Origin of the sequence: Bradyrhizobium sp. 4 (assembly GCF_023100905.1) — a bacterium.
In the GTDB taxonomy this organism is placed as follows: domain Bacteria; phylum Pseudomonadota; class Alphaproteobacteria; order Rhizobiales; family Xanthobacteraceae; genus Bradyrhizobium.
This window is the reverse complement of the sequence record NZ_CP064686.1, coordinates 1750552-1775078: the sequence shown is the minus strand read 5'-3', so window position 1 is coordinate 1775078 and position 24527 is coordinate 1750552. Positions and strand designations below refer to the sequence as shown.

14 protein-coding genes are annotated in these 24527 nt (G+C 59.4%); 7 read left to right on the top strand and 7 right to left on the bottom strand.

Annotated features, from left to right (window positions below; genetic code table 11):
• The first annotated feature begins 290 nt into the window (after positions 1–290).
• On the top strand, positions 291–8024 hold the full coding sequence (locus IVB45_RS38990) for a tandem-95 repeat protein (protein WP_275992025.1): 7734 nt from the start codon (positions 291–293) through the stop codon (positions 8022–8024).
• A gap of 1069 nt (positions 8025–9093) precedes the next feature.
• Here IVB45_RS38990 and IVB45_RS08095 read toward each other — a convergent pair.
• Positions 9094–9540, bottom strand: coding sequence for an ABC transporter substrate binding protein (locus IVB45_RS08095; protein ID WP_247357125.1), 447 nt, complete (start codon positions 9538–9540; stop codon positions 9094–9096).
• Positions 9541–11190: 1650 nt separating this feature from the next.
• On the opposite strand from IVB45_RS08095, the gene IVB45_RS08090 reads away from it, so the two are divergent.
• The gene (locus IVB45_RS08090; RefSeq protein ID WP_247357126.1) at positions 11191–11397 is read left to right on the top strand and encodes a hypothetical protein; all 207 of its coding nucleotides are present in this window, start codon (positions 11191–11193) and stop codon (positions 11395–11397) included.
• Positions 11398–11505: 108 nt separating this feature from the next.
• Here the strand turns inward: IVB45_RS08090 and IVB45_RS08085 are convergent, their stop codons facing one another.
• Together IVB45_RS08085 and IVB45_RS08080 are read right to left on the bottom strand one after the other, a co-directional pair.
• Complete coding sequence (locus tag IVB45_RS08085) at positions 11506–12042, bottom strand: hypothetical protein (RefSeq protein ID WP_247357127.1); 537 nt, start codon at positions 12040–12042, stop codon at positions 11506–11508.
• Between the two features lie 77 nt (positions 12043–12119).
• Complete coding sequence (locus tag IVB45_RS08080) at positions 12120–12329, bottom strand: hypothetical protein (RefSeq protein WP_247357128.1); 210 nt, start codon at positions 12327–12329, stop codon at positions 12120–12122.
• Positions 12330–12770: 441 nt separating this feature from the next.
• Here IVB45_RS08080 and IVB45_RS08075 point away from each other — a divergent pair, with 441 nt between their 5' ends.
• From IVB45_RS08075 to IVB45_RS08065, 3 genes are read left to right on the top strand one after another with little or no spacing between them, the layout of a single operon-like run.
• Positions 12771–13634 carry a YqaJ viral recombinase family protein gene (locus IVB45_RS08075; protein WP_247357129.1) on the top strand — a complete coding sequence of 288 codons (864 nt, stop codon included), beginning with the start codon at positions 12771–12773 and terminating at the stop codon, positions 13632–13634.
• Complete coding sequence (locus IVB45_RS08070; RefSeq protein WP_247357130.1) at positions 13618–14757, top strand: ERF family protein; 1140 nt, start codon at positions 13618–13620, stop codon at positions 14755–14757. Before IVB45_RS08075 ends, IVB45_RS08070 begins: the two co-directional genes overlap by 17 nt.
• The gene (locus IVB45_RS08065) at positions 14754–15392 is read left to right on the top strand and encodes a hypothetical protein (RefSeq protein WP_247357131.1); all 639 of its coding nucleotides are present in this window, start codon (positions 14754–14756) and stop codon (positions 15390–15392) included. Before IVB45_RS08070 ends, IVB45_RS08065 begins: the two co-directional genes overlap by 4 nt.
• A 10-nt stretch (positions 15393–15402) precedes the next feature.
• Here IVB45_RS08065 and IVB45_RS08060 read toward each other — a convergent pair whose 3' ends face one another.
• The 4 genes from IVB45_RS08060 to IVB45_RS08045 form a co-directional block, all read right to left on the bottom strand.
• Complete coding sequence (locus tag IVB45_RS08060; RefSeq protein WP_247357132.1) at positions 15403–16725, bottom strand: UDP-glucose/GDP-mannose dehydrogenase family protein; 1323 nt, start codon at positions 16723–16725, stop codon at positions 15403–15405.
• A gap of 177 nt (positions 16726–16902) precedes the next feature.
• Positions 16903–17844 carry a GDP-L-fucose synthase gene (locus IVB45_RS08055; protein WP_276011504.1) on the bottom strand — a complete coding sequence of 314 codons (942 nt, stop codon included), beginning with the start codon at positions 17842–17844 and terminating at the stop codon, positions 16903–16905.
• On the bottom strand, positions 17825–18895 hold the full coding sequence (gene gmd / locus IVB45_RS08050; protein WP_247357133.1) for a GDP-mannose 4,6-dehydratase: 1071 nt from the start codon (positions 18893–18895) through the stop codon (positions 17825–17827). Before gmd ends, IVB45_RS08055 begins: the two co-directional genes overlap by 20 nt.
• 1791 nt (positions 18896–20686) lie before the next feature.
• Positions 20687–21625: an ABC transporter substrate-binding protein gene (locus tag IVB45_RS08045; protein WP_247357134.1), complete on the bottom strand. Its 939-nt coding sequence runs from the start codon at positions 21623–21625 to the stop codon at positions 20687–20689.
• Positions 21626–21927: 302 nt separating this feature from the next.
• Here IVB45_RS08045 and IVB45_RS08040 point away from each other — a divergent pair, with 302 nt between their 5' ends.
• Both IVB45_RS08040 and IVB45_RS08035 read left to right on the top strand, forming a co-directional pair.
• Positions 21928–23433 carry an undecaprenyl-phosphate glucose phosphotransferase gene (locus tag IVB45_RS08040; RefSeq protein WP_247357135.1) on the top strand — a complete coding sequence of 502 codons (1506 nt, stop codon included), beginning with the start codon at positions 21928–21930 and terminating at the stop codon, positions 23431–23433.
• A 16-nt stretch (positions 23434–23449) separates the two neighbouring features.
• On the top strand, positions 23450–24412 hold the full coding sequence (locus tag IVB45_RS08035) for an NAD-dependent epimerase/dehydratase family protein (RefSeq protein ID WP_247357136.1): 963 nt from the start codon (positions 23450–23452) through the stop codon (positions 24410–24412).
• Positions 24413–24527 lie beyond the last annotated feature (115 nt).

The window sequence follows — 24527 nt, the reverse complement described above, 5'->3', positions numbered from 1 at the left end:
TGCCCGAAGCGTAAGCACGGGGGTTGTTTAGGTTAAGCTGTAGTAGCCTGTGAGTTTTTGCGCGCCTTTACCCAAATGGGTAAAGCAACGCTGCGGGTCGCGGGTAAGATGGTTACAAATTAATTTACGCTGTCACCAGGACAGTAAACTTTTTTCAGAGGCAGGAACGCTTTCCAAGGGGCAAGGGGGCTCCTCAAGCACAACCGCAATCTGCCTAGACATCGCCACGCGGATACAGCCGTGCGTTGCGCGTGGATACGCGTGCGCTTATTTGAGGAGGATGAGAATCCATGATTATCACCGGCACAAACGGCACCGACACCATCACCGGCACCACCGGTGGAGATCTCATCAGCTCCGGCAATGGTAACGACACCATCAATGGGTCCGCCGGAAACGACATCATCGATGCAGGAAATGGCGACGATAAGGTCAACGGCGGCGCAGGCGTCGACCTGATCTTTGGGGGCAATGGAAACGATACGCTCGATGGTGGATCTGGTAGCGACGTCGTTAGCGGCGGCAATGGCAACGATATCCTCATCTACGGTGCATCCGAAAACGTCAACGCAATTGACATCTACGATGGCGGCAACGGGCAAGACACTCTTCGCCTGATCGTCAGCCAGTCCATGGCGAGCTCAGCGGGATTTCTTGCAGATATCGCGGCACTGCAGGCCAAACTTGCGCACGGCAGCGCCACCTACCTATTCAACAGCTTCAATCTCCTCGTTACGGATATTGAAAAGCTCCAAATTGTCATCGAGCCCAGCGCAAATCACCCGCCCGTCGCGGTTGCAGATGTGGCGAGCACTAACGAAGACACGACCCTTACGATTATTGCTTCTGCGTTGCTTGCCAACGACACCGATCCCGACGCCAACGATACGAAAGCAATCGTATCCGTGCAGGGAGCGCAGCATGGCACCGTCTCGCTGAACAGCAGCGGCAATGTCGTGTTCACCGCCGACGCCAATTATTCCGGCGTTGCTAGCTTTACTTACACGATGAAAGACAGTGCCGGCGCAACGTCGACGGCGACCGTCACGGTAAATGTTGCCGCCGTCAACGACGCCCCGACTGCTACGAACCTCTCTGCTAGTGAGACCTATAAAGAGGATACGCCGCTCAATCTCACTGACATCATTGTCACTGACCTCGACAGCGCCACTGTCACGGTGAAGTTGGCGCTTTCGAATCCGGCTGCCGGAACTCTGAGCACCGGCGCGTCCGGCGGGGTAACTTCAACCTACAATGCGCTAACGGGCGTCTGGTCGGCTTCCGGCGCAACCGCCGACGTCAACGCCTTGCTGGCAGGGGTCACTTTCAACCCGGCGGCGAACTTCAACGGAAGCTTCTCAATCGCGACCAGTGTCAGCGATGGAGTTGCTCCGCCAGTGATAGGCGCCAAGACCTTCAGCGGAATTGCCGTCAACGACGCCCCGATCGCAACGAACCTGTCTGCTCCTGAGACTTACACTGAAGACACAGCACTCAACCTCAGCGATATCGTCATCACTGACATTGACAGCAGCACGATCACGGCAACCCTTACGCTGTCAAACCCGGCGGCCGGCGCGCTGAGCACCACAACCTCGGGCGCGGTGACCTCGACCTACGCAGGGGGAGTCTGGACGGCGTCAGGTGCGACGGCTGACGTCAATGCCCTGCTGGCGGGTCTTAAATTCATTCCGGCAGCCAACTTCAACGGCAATTTCTCGATTGCCGCCACTGTCAGCGATGGAACGGCGTCGGTTACCGGTGCAAAGGCATTCACAGGCGTGGCTGTGAATGATGCCCCCGTCGCGATCGCTGACGCACTGGCTGCGACTGAAGACTCCGCTATTACTTTTACGCGGGCGCAATTGCTCGGTAACGACACCGATATCGACAATTCCAATGCCCAGCTCTCGATCAGCTCGGTAACGAGCGGAACAGGCGGTAGCGCCGTCCTTAACAGTGACGGCAGCGTTACGTTTACACCAACCCATGATGTCAACGGTGCCGCGACGTTCACCTACACCATCACTGATGGCCATCTGACAAGTACCCCCGCAACGGCGACCGTAAACATAGCGCCGGTCGCGACGGCACCGACGATCGCTCATGAACGAATCGAGGCAAACGTCACAACAGCGCCAATCGCATTGAACATTCAGATCAGCGACCCCGATACCAGCGACACGCTGGCGTCGACGGTTCAGGTTACCGGCGTTCCGCCCAAATATATGTTGACCGCTGGGGCCCAGTCCACAGACGACCCCGGAGTCTGGATCGTCAACCTGAGCGACGTGGCCGGTCTGGCTATCCAGCTCAGGCCTGATGCCACGGCCGAAAAGCAGACGATAGCACTGAGCATCACGGCGAGCTCTTTCGACCACGCGAACGTTGCGCAAAAGACTGAGGTGCTGAACATCCAGATCAATGATCCGGGGGTAAAAGTTGCAGCCGATGGCTACATCGCCGATGCACTGGTCTTTGTTGACAAAGCGGATGGGAACGGCGTTTACAATGGTATTCTCGACCTAGGGGAATCGTTCACTTACACCGCGAGCGATGGCACGTTCAGCCTCGACACGTCGGGCGGCCAACTGGTCCTTCAGAGCGTTCATGGCGGCGGCCATAACACCATCGACGTGTTGACCGGACTGCCGTTCAACGGCACGTTGAAAGCTCCGAGCGGCTCGACCGTCGTGACGCCGCTCACCAATCTGATCGTAGCGGTCGCGGGTGCCGGCGGCGACACCGCGGCAGCTGAAGCTTCCGTGAAGGCGGCGCTGGGGCTATCTGACTCGGTCAGTCTGACGACGCTGGATCCGATCGCCGCGACCGTCTCGGCGGCGCCTGGAGCGGCTGACGTTCTCGCGGCGTCAATCCAGGTGCAGGCGACCGTGGCTCAGCTCTCGGCGGCGACGGGTGCCTCAGCTGAGTCGGTCATCGGCGCGCTCGCCCAGACCGTCACCGCAGGCAATGTTGACCTCGGCGCGCCCTCGACGGTTTCTGCCTTGGCGACCGCGGTCAACAATACGCTTCCGCTCAATCAGCAGCTCTCGGCGACTGACCTCAATGCGATTGCTCAGGTCGTCCAGGAATCCAACGCCCAGATTTCGAGCAGCCTTGCGAACACCACCGACCTCAGCCAGGTTGCGCAGGCAGCACAAGTAGCCTTTGGCGACACAACGCAGGCGCTCTCGGACGCGGCGAACGGCGCCGGCACCACCACCTTCAGCAGCGTGCACAACGACTATACGGGCGCTGCGCTCGAGCAGAAGATAGCAGCGGCTCCGCTTACGCTGACGGGCACAGAAGTTGCCGACACGCTGACAGGCGGCGACGGCAATGATTTGATTTCCGGTCTCGGCGGCAACGACACACTCAAAGGCGGAGCCGGCGATGACATGATTTCGGGTGGCGCGGGCAAGGATGCTCTAACCGGCGGGGCGGGCAACGACACCCTCGATGGCGGTGCGGACTTCGACCGGGCCATATACACCGAAGCGACCGGTGGCATCACCGTTCACCTTGGAGCGGGGACTGCGACCGGTGCGAGCGTCGGCACCGATACTCTGATCTCGATCGATGGCGTCATCGGCAGCAATTTCAACGACTATCTTGACGGCACTGGCTACACCGGGAGCACCGGTTTGCCGGGCGCCATAATTGGCTTCGTCGAATTTGAAGGCGGCGCAGGTGACGATACGATCATTGGCGGGAGCAATGTTCAGGGTCATGCTCTGACGCGCGTGAGCTATCTCGGCGCATCCGCCGGGGTGACTGTCGACATCCAATCAGGACAAGCTTACGGAACGGCTCCGGGCGACGTTGCCAATGTCGGCCATGATACGATCAGCAACGTTCTGAATGTCTGGGGCTCGAACTACGACGATACTCTGCTCGGAAGCGACAACGGATCCGGCTCCTTTGAGGCATTCGAAGGACGTCGTGGCAATGACTTCGTCGACGGTCGCGGCGGCTATGACGTCGTCGTTTATGCGACGGACCTGACCACGACGACGGGCATCACGGTCAACATGGCCGCAGGCACTGTCACTGGCGATGTGACGGTCGGCACCGATACCCTGCGCAATGTCGAAGCCGTGCGCGGCACCAATTTCGCGGATTATTACAACGCTTCGAACTTTGGCGCGGCGGGCACCGCCAATATCGGCTCGCTTGGGACGTTCAACGATTTCCAGGGCGGTGGCGGCGACGACGTCGTCCTTGGCAATGGCAATACTCGTGTCAACTACTCCAGCGCGCTTGCCGGGGTCACGGTCAATTTGCAAACGGACCTCAATCAAGCAGGGGTGACCGCCACAAACGTCGTAGGTAGTGCAGCCGGCACGACCGAGGGAACCGATTCGCTAACTGGCGTGAATGCCGCGCAAGGTTCTTCTTTTGACGATACTCTGCTCGGCTCCAATTTCAACAACACGTTCACGGGTCTGGGCGGCGACGACTTCATCGACGGCCGCGGCGGGTTCGACACGGCCAGCTACAACAGCATGACGCTTGCGACCAGCGGCATCGTTGTCGCCATGGCTGCCGGCACGGTGACCGATAACGTCAACAACGTGATCGGCCACGACACGCTGCGCAACATCGAGGGTGTTCAGGGCACCGGTTATGCCGACACGTTTGACGCAGCCGGCTATGGCTTGGGCGGTGCGCTGAACGTCTCCACCAGCAACGGCAACTTCAACCAGTTCGAGGGCCTTGGCGGCGATGACGTCATCACCGGCAACGGCGCTACCCGCGTGCTCTACAGCAATGCGACGGGCGGGGTGAGCGTCACGATCGGGGTGAACGGTGCCGGCACGGCCACGGGCGACGCCTCGACCGGCCATGACAGCTTCACCGGCGGGGTCAATGCGGCGATCGGCAGCAATTTTGCCGACAGCTACGATGCCTCGGCCTTCAACAACGGCTTCAACTCGTTCCAGGGCAATGGCGGCAACGACACCATCACCGGCAACGGTGCCACCCAGGTGCAGTACAGCAATGCCACCTCCGGCGTAGCGATCACGATCGGAGCCGGCGGCGCAGGTTCGGCCTCGGGCGACGGCTCGGTCGGCACCGACACCTTCACCGGGGTCAACAGCGCGGTCGGCGGCAATCTCAACGACAGCTACAATGCCTCCGGCTTCAGCGGCTTCAACTCGTTCCAGGGCAATGGCGGCAACGACACCATCACCGGCAACGGCGCCACCCAGGTCCAGTACAACAACGCAACCGGCGCGGTGACCGTCAATCTGTCCACCGGCATCGCCACCGGCGACGGTTCGGTCGGCACCGATACCATCACCGGCGGCGTCAACAACGTGCTCGGCTCCAACTTTGCCGACACCATCACCGGATCCTCAGGCGCCGACTTCCTCAACGGCAACGGCGGCAACGACACCATCAATGGTGGTGGTGGCAATGACAATCTGAACGGCGGGTTCGGTGCCGACACCTTTGTCTACGCCAACGGCGGCGGCGCAGACTTTATCAGCGACTTCAACCGCGGCCAGGGCGACCGCATCGACGTCACGGGCGTGACGGGGGTCTTCACCCTTGCCGATATCCAGGCTCATGCGTCGCAGCAGGGACCGAACACGGTCATGGACTTCGGCGGCGGCAACATGATCACGCTGGCCAACATCGCGGTCGGCAGCCTCGTTGCCACCGACTTCGTGTTCAACAATACCGTCATCGGCACGTCTGGCAACGATACGCTGGTCGGCACCAGCCAGATCGACGGCATCTATGGGCTGGACGGCAACGACCGCCTGCAGGGCCTTGGCAGCAATGACCTGCTGGATGGCGGCAACGGCTTCGACCGGGCGGTCTATACCGAGGCGACCGGATCGATCACGGTCAATCTTGCGGCCGGCACGGCTAGCGGAGCCGGGGTTGGCAGCGATACGCTCGTGAGCATTGAAGGCGCCGTCGGCGGGGCATTCAACGACACGTTCAATGCCGCCGGATTTACCGGATCGAGCGCGCAACCGGGTGTTGCCGCTGGCCAGAGCGGGTTCGAGGGTCGCGGCGGCGACGATGTCATCACTGGCCGGATCAACGATTTGGGCCAGTCCGTAACCCGGGTGGAGTATCTTGGTGCGTCGGCTGCGGTGACGGTCGATCTTGCGGCCGGCACCGGTCAGGGCACGGCGGCCGGCGACCTCGCCAATGTCGGCCACGACACCTTCACCAACGCGCTGCAGGGCGTGTTTGGATCGGCCTTCAACGACACGATCTACGGCAGCGACAATGCCAACTTCACCTATGAGGCCTTCGAAGGTCGCGCTGGCAACGACTATATCGATGGCCGCGGTGGGTACGACATCGTCGCCTACAATAATGACCCGGCGACGGGCTTGGGCATTACCGTCAACCTTGCCGCAGGCACGGTGACCGGCGATGCCACCGTCGGCACCGACACCCTCCGCAATGTGGAAGCCGTGCGCGGCACGATCTTCGACGACGTGTTTGATACAACCGGCTACGGCGCCCCAGGCGCCCTCAATGTCTCTACCACCAACGGCAACTTCAACGATATTGCTGGAGCCGGCGGCAACGACAGCATCATCGGCAACGGCAACACCCGCCTCAATTACTCGATCGCGCAGGCGGCCGTCACAGTCGATCTGGAGACCACGGCCGGCACGGCCATCACCGTTGCAGGCAGTGCGACCGGCACGACCGAGGGGACCGACACCTTCACCGGCGTCAATGCCGTTCAGGCTTCGGTCTTCAACGACACGCTGCTCGGCTCCAGCTACAACAACACGTTCACGCCGCTTGGCGGCGATGATTACATGGACGGCCGCGGCGGGTTCGACACGGCGAGCTACAACAACCTGAACACGACGACGGGCGGCATCGCGGTAGCCATGGCCGCCGGCACCGTGACCGGCGATGCCTCGATCGGCCACGATACGCTGCGCAACATCGAGGGTGTTCAGGGCACCGGTTATGCCGACACGTTTGACGCAGCCGGCTATGGCTTGGGCGGTGCGCTGAACGTCTCCACCAGCAACGGCAACTTCAACCAGTTCGAGGGCCTTGGCGGCGATGACGTCATCACCGGCAACGGCGCTACCCGCGTGCTCTACAGCAATGCGACGGGCGGGGTGAGCGTCACGATCGGGGTGAACGGTGCCGGCACGGCCACGGGCGACGCCTCGACCGGCCATGACAGCTTCACCGGCGGGGTCAATGCGGCGATCGGCAGCAATTTTGCCGACAGCTACGATGCCTCGGCCTTCAACAACGGCTTCAACTCGTTCCAGGGCAATGGCGGCAACGACACCATCACCGGCAACGGTGCCACCCAGGTGCAGTACAGCAATGCCACCTCCGGCGTAGCGATCACGATCGGAGCCGGCGGCGCAGGTTCGGCCTCGGGCGACGGCTCGGTCGGCACCGACACCTTCACCGGGGTCAACAGCGCGGTCGGCGGCAATCTCAACGACAGCTACAATGCCTCCGGCTTCAGCGGCTTCAACTCGTTCCAGGGCAATGGCGGCAACGACACCATCACCGGCAACGGCGCCACCCAGGTCCAGTACAACAACGCAACCGGCGCGGTGACCGTCAATCTGTCCACCGGCATCGCCACCGGCGACGGTTCGGTCGGCACCGATACCATCACCGGCGGCGTCAATAACGTGCTCGGCTCCAACTTTGCCGACACCATCACCGGATCCTCAGGCGCCGACTTCCTCAACGGCAACGGCGGCAACGACACCATCAATGGTGGTGGTGGCAATGACAATCTGAACGGCGGCGGAGGCAATGACAACTTCGTCTTTGTCTCGGGAGCAACTGCTGGCGCCACCATCACTGACTTTACCGGCAATGGACCTTCCCAAGGAGATACGCTGGAATTTCACGGTTTCGGGCTGTCCGCCGACGGCGCGACCCTGACGCAGATTGGGTTGAGCAATCAGTGGCTCGTGCACTCAGGTCTGGACGCACACGACGAGACCATCACGATCAATGGCGCTGTGTATGCCACGGACTTCCACTTCCTGACATAGCCGCTGTTTGCTTTTCTAAACTGCTTGCGGCCTCAGCGTCTCCCGCTGGGGCCGTTTCTTCATCACGCAGAAGGCGGCTCGCGTCTGCTTGGAACAATGCCTCGCAAACCGCGCCAGAGCTCCGCCCGTTGCGGCACCGGACGCCCACCAGAGATCCTCCAAACTGCACTACAACTGAGATGAGTTGAGCAGCAACGCGCGATCACCGGTTCCAGGAGCTCACGACGGTGTCTCACTGAGCGCCCATTGAGTTACAGGATCAAGCCATATCGCTGGACTTCCGCACCAAGAAAAGCGTGCATGCGAGGGTTCAAACCTCTCAGCGAAATCGGATCTCCTATGAACGCGGAGATTATCGATGCAGCCGTCAAATCGTGTCTTGCGGAAATCCATCTCAGGCTGAAGGCAGCCAAGCAGATCGCCAGGGCGGCGCTGGCCTGCGCAGAAGCAGGTGGGCAGCTGAGGCGATTCAGGTTTCTATAGATATCGAGCAATTGAACTGCCAGGCCGGACGGCTTCACGGTACTGCCGGGCTCCTTGCGCCGTGTGGCGCACGATTGAACAACATCAAGATTCTCACATTTTGCGCGATCGACAGGGCACGGAATCGGCAATCTCTCCAAGCGCAATGCCCCCAGCCGCCCCCCCTTTCCTCTTGTCATCCTTGCTCCAGCCATCGCTTCAGCACGCGCCGTTGCGCGGCCCGGACCGGCCTTTCATAGCGCTCCAGTCCAGCAAGACGCTTCGCTAGCTTCGGGCTTGGGCATTCCAGGAACGCAATAAGCATCTCATGGCGGGTCTGCCGGATGCGACCAAGCCACAGATTGGTGCGGACGAGATCATCCACGTTTGACGAGCTGTGTTGCTGTCCGAAGCATGCCGCGATCGCCTGCACTACGGGCTGGAGCTGGCATCGCCTCCGCCTCCAGGCGCGAGAGCTCATGCTGACGGGCATTGCGGCTCGACTTCGCTTTTCCCGTGTTCGCCTTCGACCCTGTGCTTCGTTCGGCGTTCAGCCTGTTTGTTTCGATCATTCCCTGATGTCTGCTCTAACTTGGTCTGCTCTACCTTAGTCTTCCCTCCAACCGGAGTGGTCGGCGAGAACGGCTATTCGTCGAGCACCGGGTAGTGCCTCATGCAACAATTTTAATCGCTTGACGTCGAGCTGGAAGGCGAAGGCAAAAATAGCCCCGCCGGTAGTGTTGCCTTCGGGGCGAGGCATCGAGGCCACAAGCTTGCTGCCAATCAGGTCATCCGCCATCGCCACGATAGGAATGCGTTGTGTCGCCTTCTGTGCTGCGCGGGCTGCTACGACCCCAACTGCAACGAGGACATCTGGATTTTCCCGAGTCAGTTCGACCGCAAGGCCGCCCCCAGTGAGCAAACTAAGGAGGAGATGCAGCGTGATGTAGACCAAGGACCCAAGGCTGGCGAACCTAACGAGCAGATGCAGCGAGATGCGGACAAAGGGATCAAGACCCGCAACTCCGGAGAGTCGGGATACGTGGCCGATCAAGACAAGCCGGGCGCTTCTGCGCATCCTCCGGGCCGACTGGGAAGTGAGCAGACCACGGGTTCGGGTGGCCAGACCAGCACTCGAAATAGTACTCTTAGCAATGCCGTCTAAGCCGACGGCGAGTTGGCTAGCGTCACACTTCGCGTTGTTCCGGCGTTGGGCTTAGCCTCTCAACCCGCGCCGACCAAATTCCTTCCGGCTCGCATGTCCCTGTTCGCGTCACCATCAGGAAGCAGACTTCGCGCCGTTCAGAGCATGGGGGGCAGCCACGGGCCAGAAGCGGGAATGCCAAAGAGCAGCCTTCTGCTCAAGTCGCACCGCGCAAGGACCGGTGAAGTTCATTGCCTTCAGGGCAGCAAAAAAACCCCAACGATACGCGGGCTTCCGTCGCGGGAGAGAAAATCGTCAGCTTTCGTCGTTCTGCCAAAAGCTCAGCGATGGTTTGACGACGACCACGAGGCCGGCAACGGCGAGAAAGGTGACGGCGACGCACGTGATTGCGATCTCTTCCATGAAGTCTCCTGAGACGCCCTCGGGGATGCAGGTGCGTTGCGGCGGGATCGTGGCTCCAAGGTGAACTTAGCGTGCTGTTTACCAACCATTCCGTGACCGCCACTCCCGTCAACCTAGGCCCGATCTCGCAGTTCTATTCGTCGACCCACCAGGTAAGCGACGGATAAATGACCAGCAAGCTGACGAGGGCCAGCGATCCGGCCAGTAGCGTCCCTATGATCAAGCCGCCTATCATGGACTATATTATAAGCAGATTAAATTTTAAAACAATTAAATTATTTAATTTTTTGTTGCCCGTCCACTGCCTCAGGGCAGTTCGATGGACTGGAGTCCGCTGCGGCCAAAGGTGTCGGTCGGGCGCTCGGTTGCGAACTGCCGGGCTGCCCTATGAACAGACATAGAGCTGCACCGCATTAACAGACGCCATGGACTACCAGCAGACGTCGTTTGCGGGCTGAATCAACGAGGTCGCGCACCGATGCGCAGCCTCTGCCTTTACAGATTGGAGTACAACATAGAGACTAGAACCGTCGAAAATACACCTAGCCCTATGATGGCAACTTTAAAAACTAGGTCGGCTGCCAAGTGCACCTCCCTCAGTTTGCAAATCAGTTAGAAGCATACGCCTTACTTCCGCGCCTGCAATCCAGGAAGGAAAGCCATTCATCAATATGGGCAGCGATATCGGACGTGGGCCTTCGTCAAGAGGTCTTCACGTTCCGCGCCCGGAGGCAAGTGCCCTGCCTTTCCCTTGCCCCTAGCTTCCTCGAGGAGTCGCTCGCCTAATGTCCTATCCTGTTTGAACCGATGGCGTTTCATAAACGTCCTCCCGATGTGATATCTGCCGCTTAACGCTCTCGGAGTCGCGCAGTGCGTTAGGGACGCGCCCGACGACTAGGCGCGCCCCAAGTAGCCTCTGTTCGCTTGGCGGAACAGGCTTGTCCGCATTCTGATCGATGGGCTGATTCCTTGATTTGAATTGCTGAGAAGCGCGGCTAGCACCTGAATTCTCCTAAGCTCACGATGTGCTTTAATGAAGTGTCGGACAGCCACAGGATTGCTCCGAAATAGCTGGGTTTCTGCAACCGGTCGGAGCGTGCATGTGATGGTTCAAATCTGTAACGGAGTCCGCCTCCCATGAAAGCGGAAATCATCGATGCAGCCATCAAGGTGTGTCTTGCGGGGAATCCATGCCAAGCTGAAGGCGGCCAAGAAGATTGCCAGCGCGGCACAAGCGTGCGCAGAGGCGGGTGCGGTAGCCGTGGCAATCAGGTCTCAATGGATATCGAGCAGCTCACGGAGCCGGGCGGCTTCACGATGCCGCCACGCTCCTTGCTCGGATGACGCACGATCGAGCTAGAGTCAGATCCTTCGTGTGATCGACGGGGCACCGAACAGGCAAGCTCTCTAGGTGCAGTGCCTCCGGCTTCCGGCCAGCGCCCTTCCCTCTTGTCATCCCTGCTCCAGCCAGCGTTTCAGGACACGCCGTTGCGCGGCCCGGACCGGCCTCTCATAGCGCTCCAGTCCAGCAAGACGCTTCGCTAGCTTCGGGCTCGGGCATTCCAAAAACGTAACAAGCATGTCATGGCGGGTCTGCCGGATGCGACCAAGCCACAGATTGGTGCGGACGAGATCATCCATGCTTGACGAGTTGTGTTGCTGTCCGAAGCCTGCCGCGATCGCCCGCACTAGCGGACTGGAGCTAGCGTCGCCCTCCGCCTTCAGGCGCGAGAGCCCGTGTCGACGGGCATTGCGTCTTGACTTCGCTTTTCCCGCGTTGGTCTTCGGCCCGGTGCTTCGTTTGGCGTTCAGCCTGTTTGTTTCGATCTTTCGTTCTGACGTCATGAAGCCGAGTTCTCTGATATCCGCTCTACGCCGGTCTTCCCTCCATCCGGCGAGGAGTTCAACCATGTTTTTGAGCGAAGCATTGCTGAAGATAACCAGGCAAGCCAGCTTTCGCCACAACGCGCTGTGGCGAGATCCCTTCACGCGCGAGCGTAGGATAATCACTATTCGACTGGACGAACTTCATGGCTACCAGATGAGAAGCGGACGCTAAGGATTGGCTATTCCTTTGTCTTCCTAAAATGGCTCTTGATGCCGCTGATCAGCCTGACTACCGGCTCGGTCCCCCACGATTTGCGCGGCGGAATACAAAAGCCAAATTCAGCAGCAGCCAGCCGCCTAACACAATCAAAAAGACCCGCATCCAAAATCCGGGAAAAAGGAGCAATCGAAAGTGAAATGAAGCGTTGAACGGTCTGATTGAAGCTCAAGCGGGCCCGTTCAAGTCGTCGGCTGGTTACGGGAGCGACGTGGATTATGCCTCGCACAAAATTGGATGGTACGGCGCGCCTCGCTGCAATTAACCTCACCGGTCAACGTTATGGGCTGGCGGAAGAGGCCCATCGCGGCGCAGGACGGAGGCTCGAAGCCTACGTGGGCGCCGCACCCTGAGGCGACGCCGCTGCACTTTCGCCCCATCATTTGGCTTCGATTTGTCGCTTTGCTTGGAGGGGCCTTGATAACCGATCGCGACGCAAATCTGGAGACAATATGAGCAATATGATTGCTGCAGAAACGACTGGCATTCCGCTGCAATTGGAGCGTTACTGAGTCGGCCGGGCGAGATGGCAGCACCGGTATCTCACCTCGCGAATGCGGGGCTTCAGGCAGTGCGGCGAAGAGCGCCGCTGTTCCTGGAGTAGGAGATACCCGTGCGTAGCGTACAAAGTGAAGGCCCGGACGGGCCACAGCATCAGATCATCAGATTCAACCCGAACGACCGGCGGCATTTTATCGGCGGCTCGGATGCCCGCATCATCATGGGGGATGACCAGGAGAAGCTCATCCGCCTTTGGCGGGAAAAACGCGGCGAAATCGACTCGCAGGATCTCTCGGACAATCTGATCGTCCAGCTTGGAACCGTGACCGAGGTTTTGAACCGGGCCTGGTACCAGCGCACGAGCGGTCACACGGTGAAGGACATCCAGAAGCGGGTTCGTCATCCCATCCACAAATGGATGGCCGCAACGTTGGACGGGACGGTCGAGCAGACCGGTGCCGTCTTCGAAGCTAAGTTCATGCTGCCGTGGGCCTTCACGGAGGAAGCCGCGGCCGAGAAGCACATGGCCCAGTTACAACACAACATGTGGGTCACCGCCTCCCGTAGCGCCGTTCTCTCGATCATCACCGGTGGCGGCAAATGGGTCGAGATCAAGATCCACGCTGATCCGCTCTATCAGCATCTCCTGCTCACGGCCGAAAAGAAATTTTGGCGGTGCGTCCAAAGCGGCGAACCGCCCCTGCTCTTCAATATCGAAACACCCCGCCCTAGACTTGAGGCGGTCAAGGTCGTCGATATGTCGACCTCCAACCAATGGGCTGAGCTGGCGGCAACCTACCTCCGGACACGAGAGGCCCACGGCGAGCACGAGACGGCCAAAACTGATCTGAAAAAGTTGATGCCGGAGGATGCCAAGGAGGCGACCGGGCACGGCATCAAAGCCAAGCGTTCCAAGTCGGGCGCGATCAGCTTCGAGGCTCAGGCGGCGGAGGGCTCCCATGCACCAATCCAGTGAGCGGATCGGGACCATCGCGGCCGCCCTCGCCCGGGCCCAGGCCGAACTAATGAACCCCGAGAAGACCCTGACCGCCGTCATCAGGTCGCCTTTCCCGCGGGAGGATGACCGGACTTTCCGCTACGCCTCGTTGGCCTCTGGTCTGGACATCGTCCGCAAGACCCTAAGCCAGCAGGAGATCGCCACAATCCAGACCACCCGGATCGAACAGCTAACCGGACAGATTCACCTCACAACCCTGCTTGCCCACGCTTCAGGAGAGTGGATCTCCTCAGACCTTCCGGTCTGCGCCTCCAAGGAAGTCGAGGCGCCGCACCGAATGGGAGCGGCGCTGACCTACGCCCGCCGCTATGCGCTGTTTGCCTTGGTCGGAATTGCCGGGGAGGACGATCTGGACGCCCCGGACCTCATGACCGGGTCTCCCGCCGCCCTCGAACCACAGATTCCGCTAAGACCGAAAGGCAAGCCGCACAAAGACGTCCTGAACCGCGCTCCCGTCTTGCCGCCTGACCGCTCCGCTGAGCTATTGGATCGGCTCCTGGGCGAGCTTGCCGTGCGGGGCGACGGCGAAGACCTGCTCGCCTGGGTCAAGATCAGCCTCCCGCTCAAGAACACTCTTCTGGAGGCGGACGCCCGTGTTCTTGAGGCCGCCTACCAGAAGAGGCTCGAGGAAGCCGCCCTTCTCGATCTCGATATAGCAGACCAACAGCTTGTGGTAGCGGTCGGAGAACGCGACGTAGAGGGGCCCGCCAACGTCTCGTCCGAAGCAGGGTTCGGCCTCGCTTTCCCGAAGGAGCCGCCCCGGAGACGAAGTAAGGATCACCTCGGCTTCATTCGCGGCCAGGGTTGTCTGGTTTGCCAGAAGACTCCCGCTGATGCGCATCACTTGAAATTCGCTCAACCGCGGACTCTGGGACGCAAGGTCAGTGATGAGTTTACCGTGCCGCTGTGCCGATCTCATCACCTATCCCTGCATCGGCACGGAGACGAAAGAGCCTGGTGGACCAATCTGCAAATATCACCATTGCCCATTGCGAAAGAACTTTGGGATGCCAGTCCCGTACACCTAATGAACGGAGCAAACGTCCCTGCAGCAACGGAGTCGGAGGTGCGAGGTCAATGAATGGTCCTGTCAGCCTCCCTCCGGCTCACTCGACGAGCGTCTTGCCCTCTGAGTTCGAGGCCCTGTGTCCACCGCCTCAGCTTCTGCCCGGAGAGAATATCCACGAGTATTACGCTGTTCAGGCTGCCATCTTCCATGATCTTGATCCTCGGTCTGCCATGGAATGGCTGCTCGCCATCGACATCGCAGAACTCTCCTGGGAGATGCAACGCTACCGCTTGCTTCGGCATAGGCTGCTGAGTGCCTATCGCCAAAAGGCGATAGAGATGACGCTTCGCCGCATCGATGTGGTGGGCATTGCCCCGGACTTCCAAAATGCAGCGGAAATTCACACCATCCACAACGCGCTGGATTGGCAACTAGATGCTTCTGCTGCGAGCGATATCGAAGCCCGTCTTCGATCGTACGGTTTTGATCAACATGCCATTAGCATGGAGGTCTACGTCCAGGCGCGCGAGATCCTCGTTTTGTTTGAATCACTTTTGAATGGAGCACAGCTTCGACGCCTAATGCTGCTGAAGGAAATCAACAACTTTCGACGTTCAAACACTTTCGACTTCGGTGATGGTGCGGCGCGCAAAGGTCAAGGGAGAGGCGCCGCGTTGCGTCCGAAAGGTCCTTGGAATACGGGCTGAATTGGTTGGCTTACTGGCTCGGGCGAGCGATAAGCCTCCCAACGCTCTCGTAGACGAAGCCGGCCGCAGCCATCTCCTCGGGGCGGTAGATGTTGCGCAGGTCGACAATGACGGGCTGCGCCATGGTCGCCTTCAGCCGGTCGAGGTCGAGCGCACGGAACTGCACCCATTCGGTGACGATCACGATCGCATCGGCGCCTTCCGCGCAGGAATAAGCGTCCTCACAATAAGTGATGCTGGGCAGCTCAGTCTTCGCCTGCTCCATGCCGACGGGATCGAAGGCCTTCACCTTCGCGCCCATGTCGATCAGGCCCGTCACCAGCGGGATCGACGGCGCATCGCGCATGTCGTCGGTGTCGGGCTTGAAGGTGAGGCCGAGCACGGCGATGGTCTTGCCGCGCAGCGAGCCGCCGAGCGCCTGGCTCACTTTTCGCGCCATCGCCCGCTTGCGGTTCTCGTTGACCGCCAGCACGGATTCGACGATGCGCAAGCTCACGTCGTAGTCCTGCGCGATCTTGATCAGCGCCTTGGTGTCTTTTGGGAAGCACGAGCCGCCGAAGCCGGGTCCGGCATGCAGGAACTTGGTGCCGATGCGGTTGTCCAGGCCAATGCCGCGCGCGACCTCCTGCACGTTGGCGCCGACCTTTTCGGAGAGGTCCGCGATCTCGTTGATGAAGGTGATCTTGGTCGCGAGGAAGGCGTTGGCGGCGTATTTGATCATCTCGGCGGTGCGGCGTTCCGTGAACATCAGCGGCGCCTGGTTCAGCGACAGCGGCCGATAGATGTCGCTCATGACCTTGCGGCCGCGCTCGTCGGAGGTGCCGACGACGATGCGGTCGGGGAATTTGAAGTCGCGGATCGCCGCGCCCTCGCGCAGGAATTCGGGGTTCGAGGCGACGACGACGTCGGCCTGGGGATTGGTCTCGCGGATGATGCGCTCGACCTCGTCGCCGGTGCCGACCGGAACGGTCGACTTGGTCACGACGACGGTGAAGCCGGACAGCGACTGCGCGATCTCTTTCGCAGCGGCATAGACGTAGGACAGATCAGCATGGCCGTCGCCGCGGCGCGACGGCGTGCCGACCGCGATGAAGACAGCATCGGCATCCGCAACCGGCTTGGACAAATCGGTGGTGAACTCCAGCCGCTTGGCCTTGACGTTGGTCGCCACCAGCTCGTCGAGCCCGGGCTCGTAGATCGGGATCTCGCCGCGATGAAGGGCCGCGATCTTCTTCTCGTCCTTGTCGACGCAGATGACGTCGTGACCGAAATCCGCAAAGCAGGCCCCGGACACCAGCCCCACATAGCCCGTGCCAATCATCGCGATACGCATAAAGAACCTAGCTCTTTCAATAAACGATAGGTGTTCACAAACGCACTCTAGAACATTTCATCATCCGGTCGCACGCCCAACTTGAGAGCAGAGCATTGAACTCGGAATAAACCTTAACCCCGGGATGTCCGGAGGAGCATAACGCTTGCTACGACCAGGAAAATGCGACCGCCCTTTCTAGTGGCTGTGCAGAAAGGTCTCGTAGGCGAGCTTCAGACCAGTCGTAAGCGGCGTTCGAGCGCTCCAACCAAGTTTTTTCAAACGACTGACGTCGAGCAGCTTGCGGGGCGTCCCGTCCGGGCGAGAGATGTCGAAACTGATCTCGCCTCTGTAACCGACGATTTCGGCGACCATACGCGCGAATTCGGCGATGGTGATGTCCTCGCCGGTGCCGATGTTGACCGACTCGGCACTCGAATAGGTCTTCATCAGGTGCACGCAGGCATCCGCCATGTCCTCGACGTAAAGGAACTCGCGCCGCGGCGTACCGGTGCCCCACACGACGACACTCTTCGCGCCCGAAAGCTTGGCTTCGTGGAAGCGGCGGATCAGAGCCGCGACGACGTGGCTCATTTCGGGATGATAATTGTCGCCGGGGCCGTAGAGATTGGTCGGCATCACGCTGATGAAGTCGCATCCGTACTGACTGCGATAGGCCTCCGCCATCTTGATCCCGGCGATTTTTGCAATTGCATAGGGCTCGTTAGTCGGCTCCAGCGGGCCAGTCAGTACGGAATCTTCTCGCAACGGCTGCGCCGCCAATTTCGGGTAGATGCAGGATGAGCCCAGAAACATCAGCTTCTCGGCGCCGTTCTGATGCGCGGCCTGGATCACGTTGGCCGCGATCGCGATGTTGTCGTAGATGAACTCGGCGCGCAGCGTATTGTTGGCGACGATGCCGCCGACCTTTGCCGCGGCGAGGAAGATCACCTGCGGTCGCGTCCTCGCGAACCAGTCGAACACTGCGGCCTGGTTGCACAGATCAACCTCGCCCCGGTCCACGGTGACGAGCCTGACGTCCTCCCGTTCGAGCCGGCGCGCAAGCGCGCTGCCGACCATGCCGCGATGGCCTGCTACGTAGACACTTTTGCCTGTCAGCTCAAACGGAGCGTTTGCCACTCGTCGCGTCCCGTTTTGCTACCGCCAGATCGCTCGCCATCATCTCCGCGACGAGCTCTGCAAAGCTCCGCTTTGGCGTCCAGCCGAGCACCTCGCGCGCCTTGCTGGCGTCGCCGACGAGGAGATCGACCTCGGTGGGGCGGAAATAGGTCGGATCGATCTTCACCACCGTCTTGCCCGTCTTGATATCGACGCCGGTCTCCTCGACGCCTGCCCCGCGCCATGCGATGCGGCGGCCGAGCTGGGCGAACGATAGCTCGACCATCTCGCGCACCGAGTGCATCTCGCCGGTGGCGAGCACGAAATCGTCGGGCTTGTCGGCTTGCAGGATCTTGTGCATGCCCTCGACGTAGTCGCGCGCGTGGCCCCAGTCGCGCTTGGCTTCGAGATTGCCGAGATAGAGCGTCTCCTCCAGCCCGACCTCGATACGGGCGACGGCGCGCGTGATCTTGCGGGTCACAAACGTCTCGCCGCGGATCGGGCTCTCGTGATTGAACAGGATGCCGTTGCTCGCGAACATGCCATAGGCTTCGCGGTAGTTCACCGTGATCCAGTAGCCGTAGAGTTTTGCCACGCCGTAGGGCGAGCGCGGATAGAACGGCGTCGTCTCCTTTTGCGGGATCTCCTGGACGAGGCCGTAGAGCTCCGAAGTCGACGCCTGGTAGAACCGCGTCTCCTTCTCCATGCCGAGGATGCGGATCGCTTCCAGCAGGCGGAGTACGCCGATGCCGTCGGCATTGGCCGTGTATTCCGGGCTCTCGAAGCTGACGGCGACGTGGCTCTGGGCGGCGAGATTGTAGATCTCGGTCGGCCGGATCTGCTGCACCAGGCGGATCAGATTGCTCGAGTCCGTCATGTCGCCGTAGTGCATCAGGAACGGCACGTTGCCGACATGAGGATCCTGGTAGAGATGATCGACCCGCGCGGTGTTGAACGAGGACGAACGCCGCTTGATGCCGTGCACGATGTAGCCGAGCGAGAGGAGATGCTCCGCCAGGTAGGCGCCGTCCTGACCAGTGACACCGGTAATTAGAGCAATTTTCTCGTTCATATCCGAAGACCGATTTCTCTCAAGTCGAGACGCCGCCGCAAAGTGCGATGGTGAAGCTTGGCTAGCATCAGAAAATCCTACGAACCAGCACTTCTTTGTGTGTTGAAGGCCAACACTAGCAGGTCTTAAGCCCCAAATATCCCTCTTGCTAGGCGACATAGCTGCGGAGTCCAACCTAGATCAGGGTAGAGGGTTGCGCAGCCAGTGTCGCTCATCGGGTCGGCGACATCGGCAAAGTATCGAGACATCTCCCGGCTGCATCGGCAGCGTCTCTTGATCAGCCGGCCCAGTTCTTTTTCGACGAGCTCGACGACGTGCATCAGCTCTTCTGACCGATGGCGACCTACGTTGTAAATCCGAGACAGCGCATTCCGGCGGCCGGGTCAGCCGCCGATATCTGGTCGACGGCTTAAATGGTACACCGGTGACATGCTCGACATAGCTGAAATCGCGGCGCATTTTACCATGGATGATTGAAGCTGGGCCCTGCCTTCTGCCATGGCATTTGGTAAACAGGAACACGCCCCCGACCGCTCCCATCGCCGTAGGTGGTAAGGAAGCGCGGGCCTCTGAGGAACAGCCGCTACAGATAGCTGTAGGACTGCGCCATCACTTTGTTGACCTTTTTTGCAGCACGTAGAAGGCAAGGGGATGATCGGTGCGATCCCGCACAGCCAATGGTATTTGGTGTTGACGTCGCGCAGACGGCCGTTGTGCCGGCGGGCGTCAAGCACATTAACAGACCCTGCAGATCGGAATGGACGTAAGAGTGTGGACCGTCGATCGAGCAGCGGACGACCAATGACTACCCGGCCTTCCGCAAGAGGCTGAATGCTGATGAAGTCGGCGGCACCCGGGACCAAAATGGGACCACTCGGGCAGGCAACGTCAAAATAGAGCCCCTCTTCGGAACGACGTTTTCACATTTCTTGAAAGGCACGAAGGACCAGCGTCACTCCAACCACCTAAGCCATCACGGATCGCAAGCGCATCTCGAACGGTGCAATACCAGCAATCACTCTGGAAGCAGTTCAGCTGCCCACCGGGCCAGCCAAATCGGCCGCCCACCGAGCAAGTACCGTCCGACAGAAGAAAGCCGATCGGCCAATCTAGCCTTTGACCAGTCTTGGAAGCTGCCCGCTCGGGTAAGAGCCTGCTTAAACTAGTCCAGCATGGCAGCCCACGGCAAGGGGGGCAATAAACCGAACCCGCGCCGAATGTCGATCCAGCGCTTACGCTACCGACGACAGATCAAGCGCACTGGCGCAAACTATTCAGCAGGTAGCCCCCTCCCGCTATCCATCAATACGCGCGGCGCAGTACTGGTCCGGGCGCAAAACAAACCCTATCCATATACCAGCCATATGGCGTCTCAACCCGCACGAGCGGGCAACCGCGGCGGGGTACGTAGCGATAGGGATATGGTTGGGCCCAGAACGTAACTGGCGTGGCCTCGTCCCGATCGGCCAGCAGCGCCGCTGTTGGAACCGGCATGCCTGCGTTTGCAGCGCCTGTCGCAGAGACCAGAACGCTCAACGAAAAGATGACTGCTCCTAAAAAAGTCCTGAACATCTATGTGCTCCCTTGCCCAACGAGCGTGATCCAACCGACGTGAGGTGCCGCTTCTGTCCCAGCATCTCACCCTGCCATGGGTCACAGAGGCCCCGTCAAATCACCCCAAACACCCATAATGCCATATGATTACCAGTCTCGGTGGGATGTACACAACCCATCAGAGGTCCCTAACACAAGCGTGGGGGCGATATGGCGTACGGGTGTGACATCTATGTCCTAGTTCCCATCCGTATTTGCGAGACCGGGCGAGCGATGGTAGACTTCGCGAAGGAACTGATAGCTGACCGCTTGAGAAAGCGGCACCCCCTCCTCCCCGAGCTTCGCAAAAAGCAGGATATCCCTAAGCGTTCTCCATCGGCTCTCATCATATTCCCCAATGCGCCCGCCCGTCGGGAGCACCAGACTTCGCTGCCGCTGCAGCTCAAACTTTAATCGCTCAGGCCTAAACCTCTGCTGGTCGACCTCCGCCAGGACCGGCACGCTCCGCGCGGTATCCGCGTAAACGAACCACCATCCCCGAATAACCCCCTGTAGCACGTCAGCAATCCGAGACGGGTGATCGTGAACAAGTTCGGTGCTCGCGAAATAGACCAATCCAGGGACATGAATGCCGTAATCCTGCGGCTGGATCATGGTGAGCTTGTCGTAGGCGGGACTCGAGGGATCGGGTTGCGCGTCAATCGGGGCGACGATGGCGTCAACGTCCCTTGCGCGGAGAGCCTCGAAGCTATTGCGATCAGCTACCCTGATGATCTGACTTCTCGGCAACCCAAGTTGAGCCATCATAGCGTCAAAGACGACCTCTCCTTCGCTTCCCTTGCTGTATCCAAGACGTTTGCCGATAAGATCGGACGGGCGCTTCAATTTGGAACTTTCGAGAGCAAAAACTGCTACAGACGTATCTAGAAAGCTGGCTGCGAATGCCGTTACTGGCACGCCGCGCCAAGCAGCGAGGAGAAATTTCTGACCACTGGTCACGCCAATAGCCCGCTGGCTTGCGACAGTCGCAACGAAATCGGGGTCATGGGGGTGGGCGAGCACTGCGACACCAGCAGGAAGATACCCTTGCCTGAGCGCTGCCAATTCACCTGCGTAGCGCGCGCCATTGCCCCCGTCCAAGAAGAGGGTGACATTGAGCTGCGAAAGCGTGGACATCTGCCCTGGCGGCGTCGACTCTGAGCCAAGGAATAGTCCCCCTACACCCAAGAGTGCGATGATTGCGAGGGCAGCCGCGAGTAGCGAGCCCAACCAGCGCTTGGATGGCTGTCGAGACCAGCCTTGAGCCACTAGATTTCCTAACGAATTGTTAAATTTGGGATATCGGCCAACGCGCGAGATGCGATAGAATAGGCTTGTTTAAGTAAGGTTACTTATTCCTTCTCCTTGTTCTAACAGCCATTTTGGCCGATAGCACGGTGCATTCGGACACTAGTTATTCGTCAGCGGGCTCGGGTACGATGACAGTTCCTTCTCCACGACCGGTTCCCGTCTCCCTTTCAGGCGCAGAAACACGTACTTTTGCACCGCAGCAGCGCTCATCAAAAGTTGCATCACTCCGGTGGATTCGCCCCGAAGTTGCCCCCCGGCTTGTCGCCATCATCGATGCAACGATTGTCATGCTTGCAGGCGTTGGCTGCACCGTAAGCTACCACCTCTATTCGCAGTCACAATCAATTCTCGATAAGGGCGACGAATACGCTGCAGCCGGGGTCCTCATTGCGTTGAACTTCGGTTTGCTATTCACCGTACAACACGGCTACGAACTTAAGAATATTGCCAACGTTCGGTGGCAATGGCGCGTCACATTGACAACCTGGACTGGCGTCTTCGCCGGTCTTATCGCGATGGCTTTCGCCATTAAAGTCAGCGGTCAATTTTCGCGAGCCACTACAATTTCGTTTTATCTTGTTGGCCTCGGCGTACTACTCGTCTGGAAGGGAATCGCTGCGTACTGGATTGCAAACGCGCTGCGCGAAGGGACATTCGCTAATAGTCGCGCAGTGATGATTGCCGAATTTGGACTTCCCGCGTCATCAAACGCGATGATTAATTTAGCGCAACATGGTTATCGGCTCACGCGGATTTTGGAAATCCACTCCAAAGATCTTGCATCGCCTCTGCTGTTGTCCTCTATCGCGACGCGCCTTGACGAGTTGATCGCTTATTCGCGTGAGAACCGCGTTGAACACGTTTTCTTGTTGATGAGTTGGAGCCGGCAGCATGCAATCGACAGCATCTTGGACGCACTCAAGATTTTGCCGGTTCCTGTTCACTTAGTGCCGGACAATCATGCGGCGCGGTTTCTTCGCTATCCGCTCGTAAATACGGGAAACACCTGGACCGCGGAGCTGCGGCGCGCTCCCCTTTCCTGGAAGGAACGCGCGTTCAAGCGTATACTGGACCTTTCTGGCGCAACCTTAGCCCTGCTCGTGTTCGCCCCCGTCATGCTAGTCACCGCGATTCTTATCAAGGCGACGTCGAGGGGACCGGTGTTCTTTCGACAGACCCGCAATGGCTTCAACGGGCGCGCCTTCAAGATCTTCAAATTTCGGACCATGTGCGTGCTCGAGGATGGACCTACCATCGTGCAGGCCCGAAAGAACGATCCTCGCGTGACCAGAATTGGTAAATGGCTCCGCAAGACCTCGATCGATGAGTTGCCGCAGCTATTTAATGTCCTGAAGGGCGAGATGTCGTTGGTCGGGCCTCGTCCCCACGCCGCCGCCCATAATTCGGAATACGAGCTGATAATCGGCAACTACGCTTTTCGTCACCATGTCAAACCAGGTATTACGGGCTGGGCCCAAGTTAATGGATATCGCGGAGAAACACGAACGCTGGAGCTGATGGAGAAGCGCGTTGAGCTGGATATCTGGTACATCAACAACTGGAGTATTTGGCTCGACCTTCGGATCATCTTCAAAACCGCTCTGACTAGTTTCACCCATATTGCCGCGTACTAGCTGAACGGGTCACAAAATGTCCACGTCAACCGTCGTATTCGGCGGATCAGGCTTTATCGGCACTCATCTGCTGCGCCGTCTGACGTCACAAGCGGGCGATACGATCATCTCGGCCGACCTTCGGGAGCCGGAAGAACGGCTTCATGGAGTCGAATATCGTATTGCTGACGTTCGAGACCTGCGGACCTTTGAAGTTCAGTCGGGCGTCGACCGGATCTACAATCTTGCCGCCGTGCATACGACGCCTGGACATCCCGACCATGAATACTATGAGACGAACGTAGCCGGCGCCCTGGAGGTTACATCCTTCGCGGCAAGACATGCGGCACGCGAGATCATCTTCACCAGTTCCATTTCAGTCTATGGACCTAGCGAGTCGGTCAAGACCGAAGACACGCCAATCGCCCCTACTTCCGCATACGGATACTCGAAGGCGCTCGCTGAACGCGCGCATCGCGCATGGTTCGAAGCTCAGTCCGATCGGAAACTGACGATAGTCAGGCCCGCTGTAGTGTTCGGGAAGGGAGAGGGTGGCAATTTCACTCGACTTGCGAAGCTTCTACAAAGAGGAATCTTTGTCTATCCGGGCCGAAGGAATACCATCAAAGCATGTATCTACGTTGAGCACCTTCTCGATGCCATTGATTTTGCGCGCCAGCAACCCGAGCAATTTGTCCTGTTCAACGCGAGCTACCCGCAACGTTATACGCTCGAAGACATCGTGAATGCGTTCACGGCGAGGCACTTCCCGTCCGCTAAGACGTTCATGCTTCCAAGATCCATCGTATTGGGACTTGCCGAGCTGTTTCGGATGCTTGATGCGTTTCATCTCGGCATTCATCCAGACCGCGTCACCAAGTTAGTGAACTCAACAGATGTATCGCCAGCATGGCTCACCAAGCGGGGACTAAGTTTTCCTAACGGGCTGGAGTCCGCGCTCGACCGCTGGGCTACCGAAAGCAAGGGGTTATTTCGCTGAACCGTCGCATTCCGTCATAGCACTGCTGAGCTGTACCTCGCCTTTAAGCGAAGCACGCCGACGGAGAGGTTCGCCAGCCGTGTACATTTGCTTGGCAGCGAGTTGAGATGCGAAG

Coding starts and splice junctions, on each gene's coding strand:
- IVB45_RS38990 (WP_275992025.1), top strand. CDS start 291: ATGATTATCACCGGCACAAACGGCACCGACACCATCACCGGCACCACC.
- IVB45_RS08090 (WP_247357126.1), top strand. CDS start 11,191: ATGAAAGCGGAAATCATCGATGCAGCCATCAAGGTGTGTCTTGCGGGG.
- IVB45_RS08070 (WP_247357130.1), top strand. CDS start 13,618: ATGCACCAATCCAGTGAGCGGATCGGGACCATCGCGGCCGCCCTCGCC.
- IVB45_RS08065 (WP_247357131.1), top strand. CDS start 14,754: ATGAATGGTCCTGTCAGCCTCCCTCCGGCTCACTCGACGAGCGTCTTG.
- IVB45_RS08060 (WP_247357132.1), bottom strand. CDS start 16,725: ATGCGTATCGCGATGATTGGCACGGGCTATGTGGGGCTGGTGTCCGGG.
- gmd (WP_247357133.1), bottom strand. CDS start 18,895: ATGAACGAGAAAATTGCTCTAATTACCGGTGTCACTGGTCAGGACGGC.
- IVB45_RS08045 (WP_247357134.1), bottom strand. CDS start 21,625: ATGTCCACGCTTTCGCAGCTCAATGTCACCCTCTTCTTGGACGGGGGC.
- IVB45_RS08040 (WP_247357135.1), top strand. CDS start 21,928: ATGACAGTTCCTTCTCCACGACCGGTTCCCGTCTCCCTTTCAGGCGCA.
- IVB45_RS08035 (WP_247357136.1), top strand. CDS start 23,450: ATGTCCACGTCAACCGTCGTATTCGGCGGATCAGGCTTTATCGGCACT.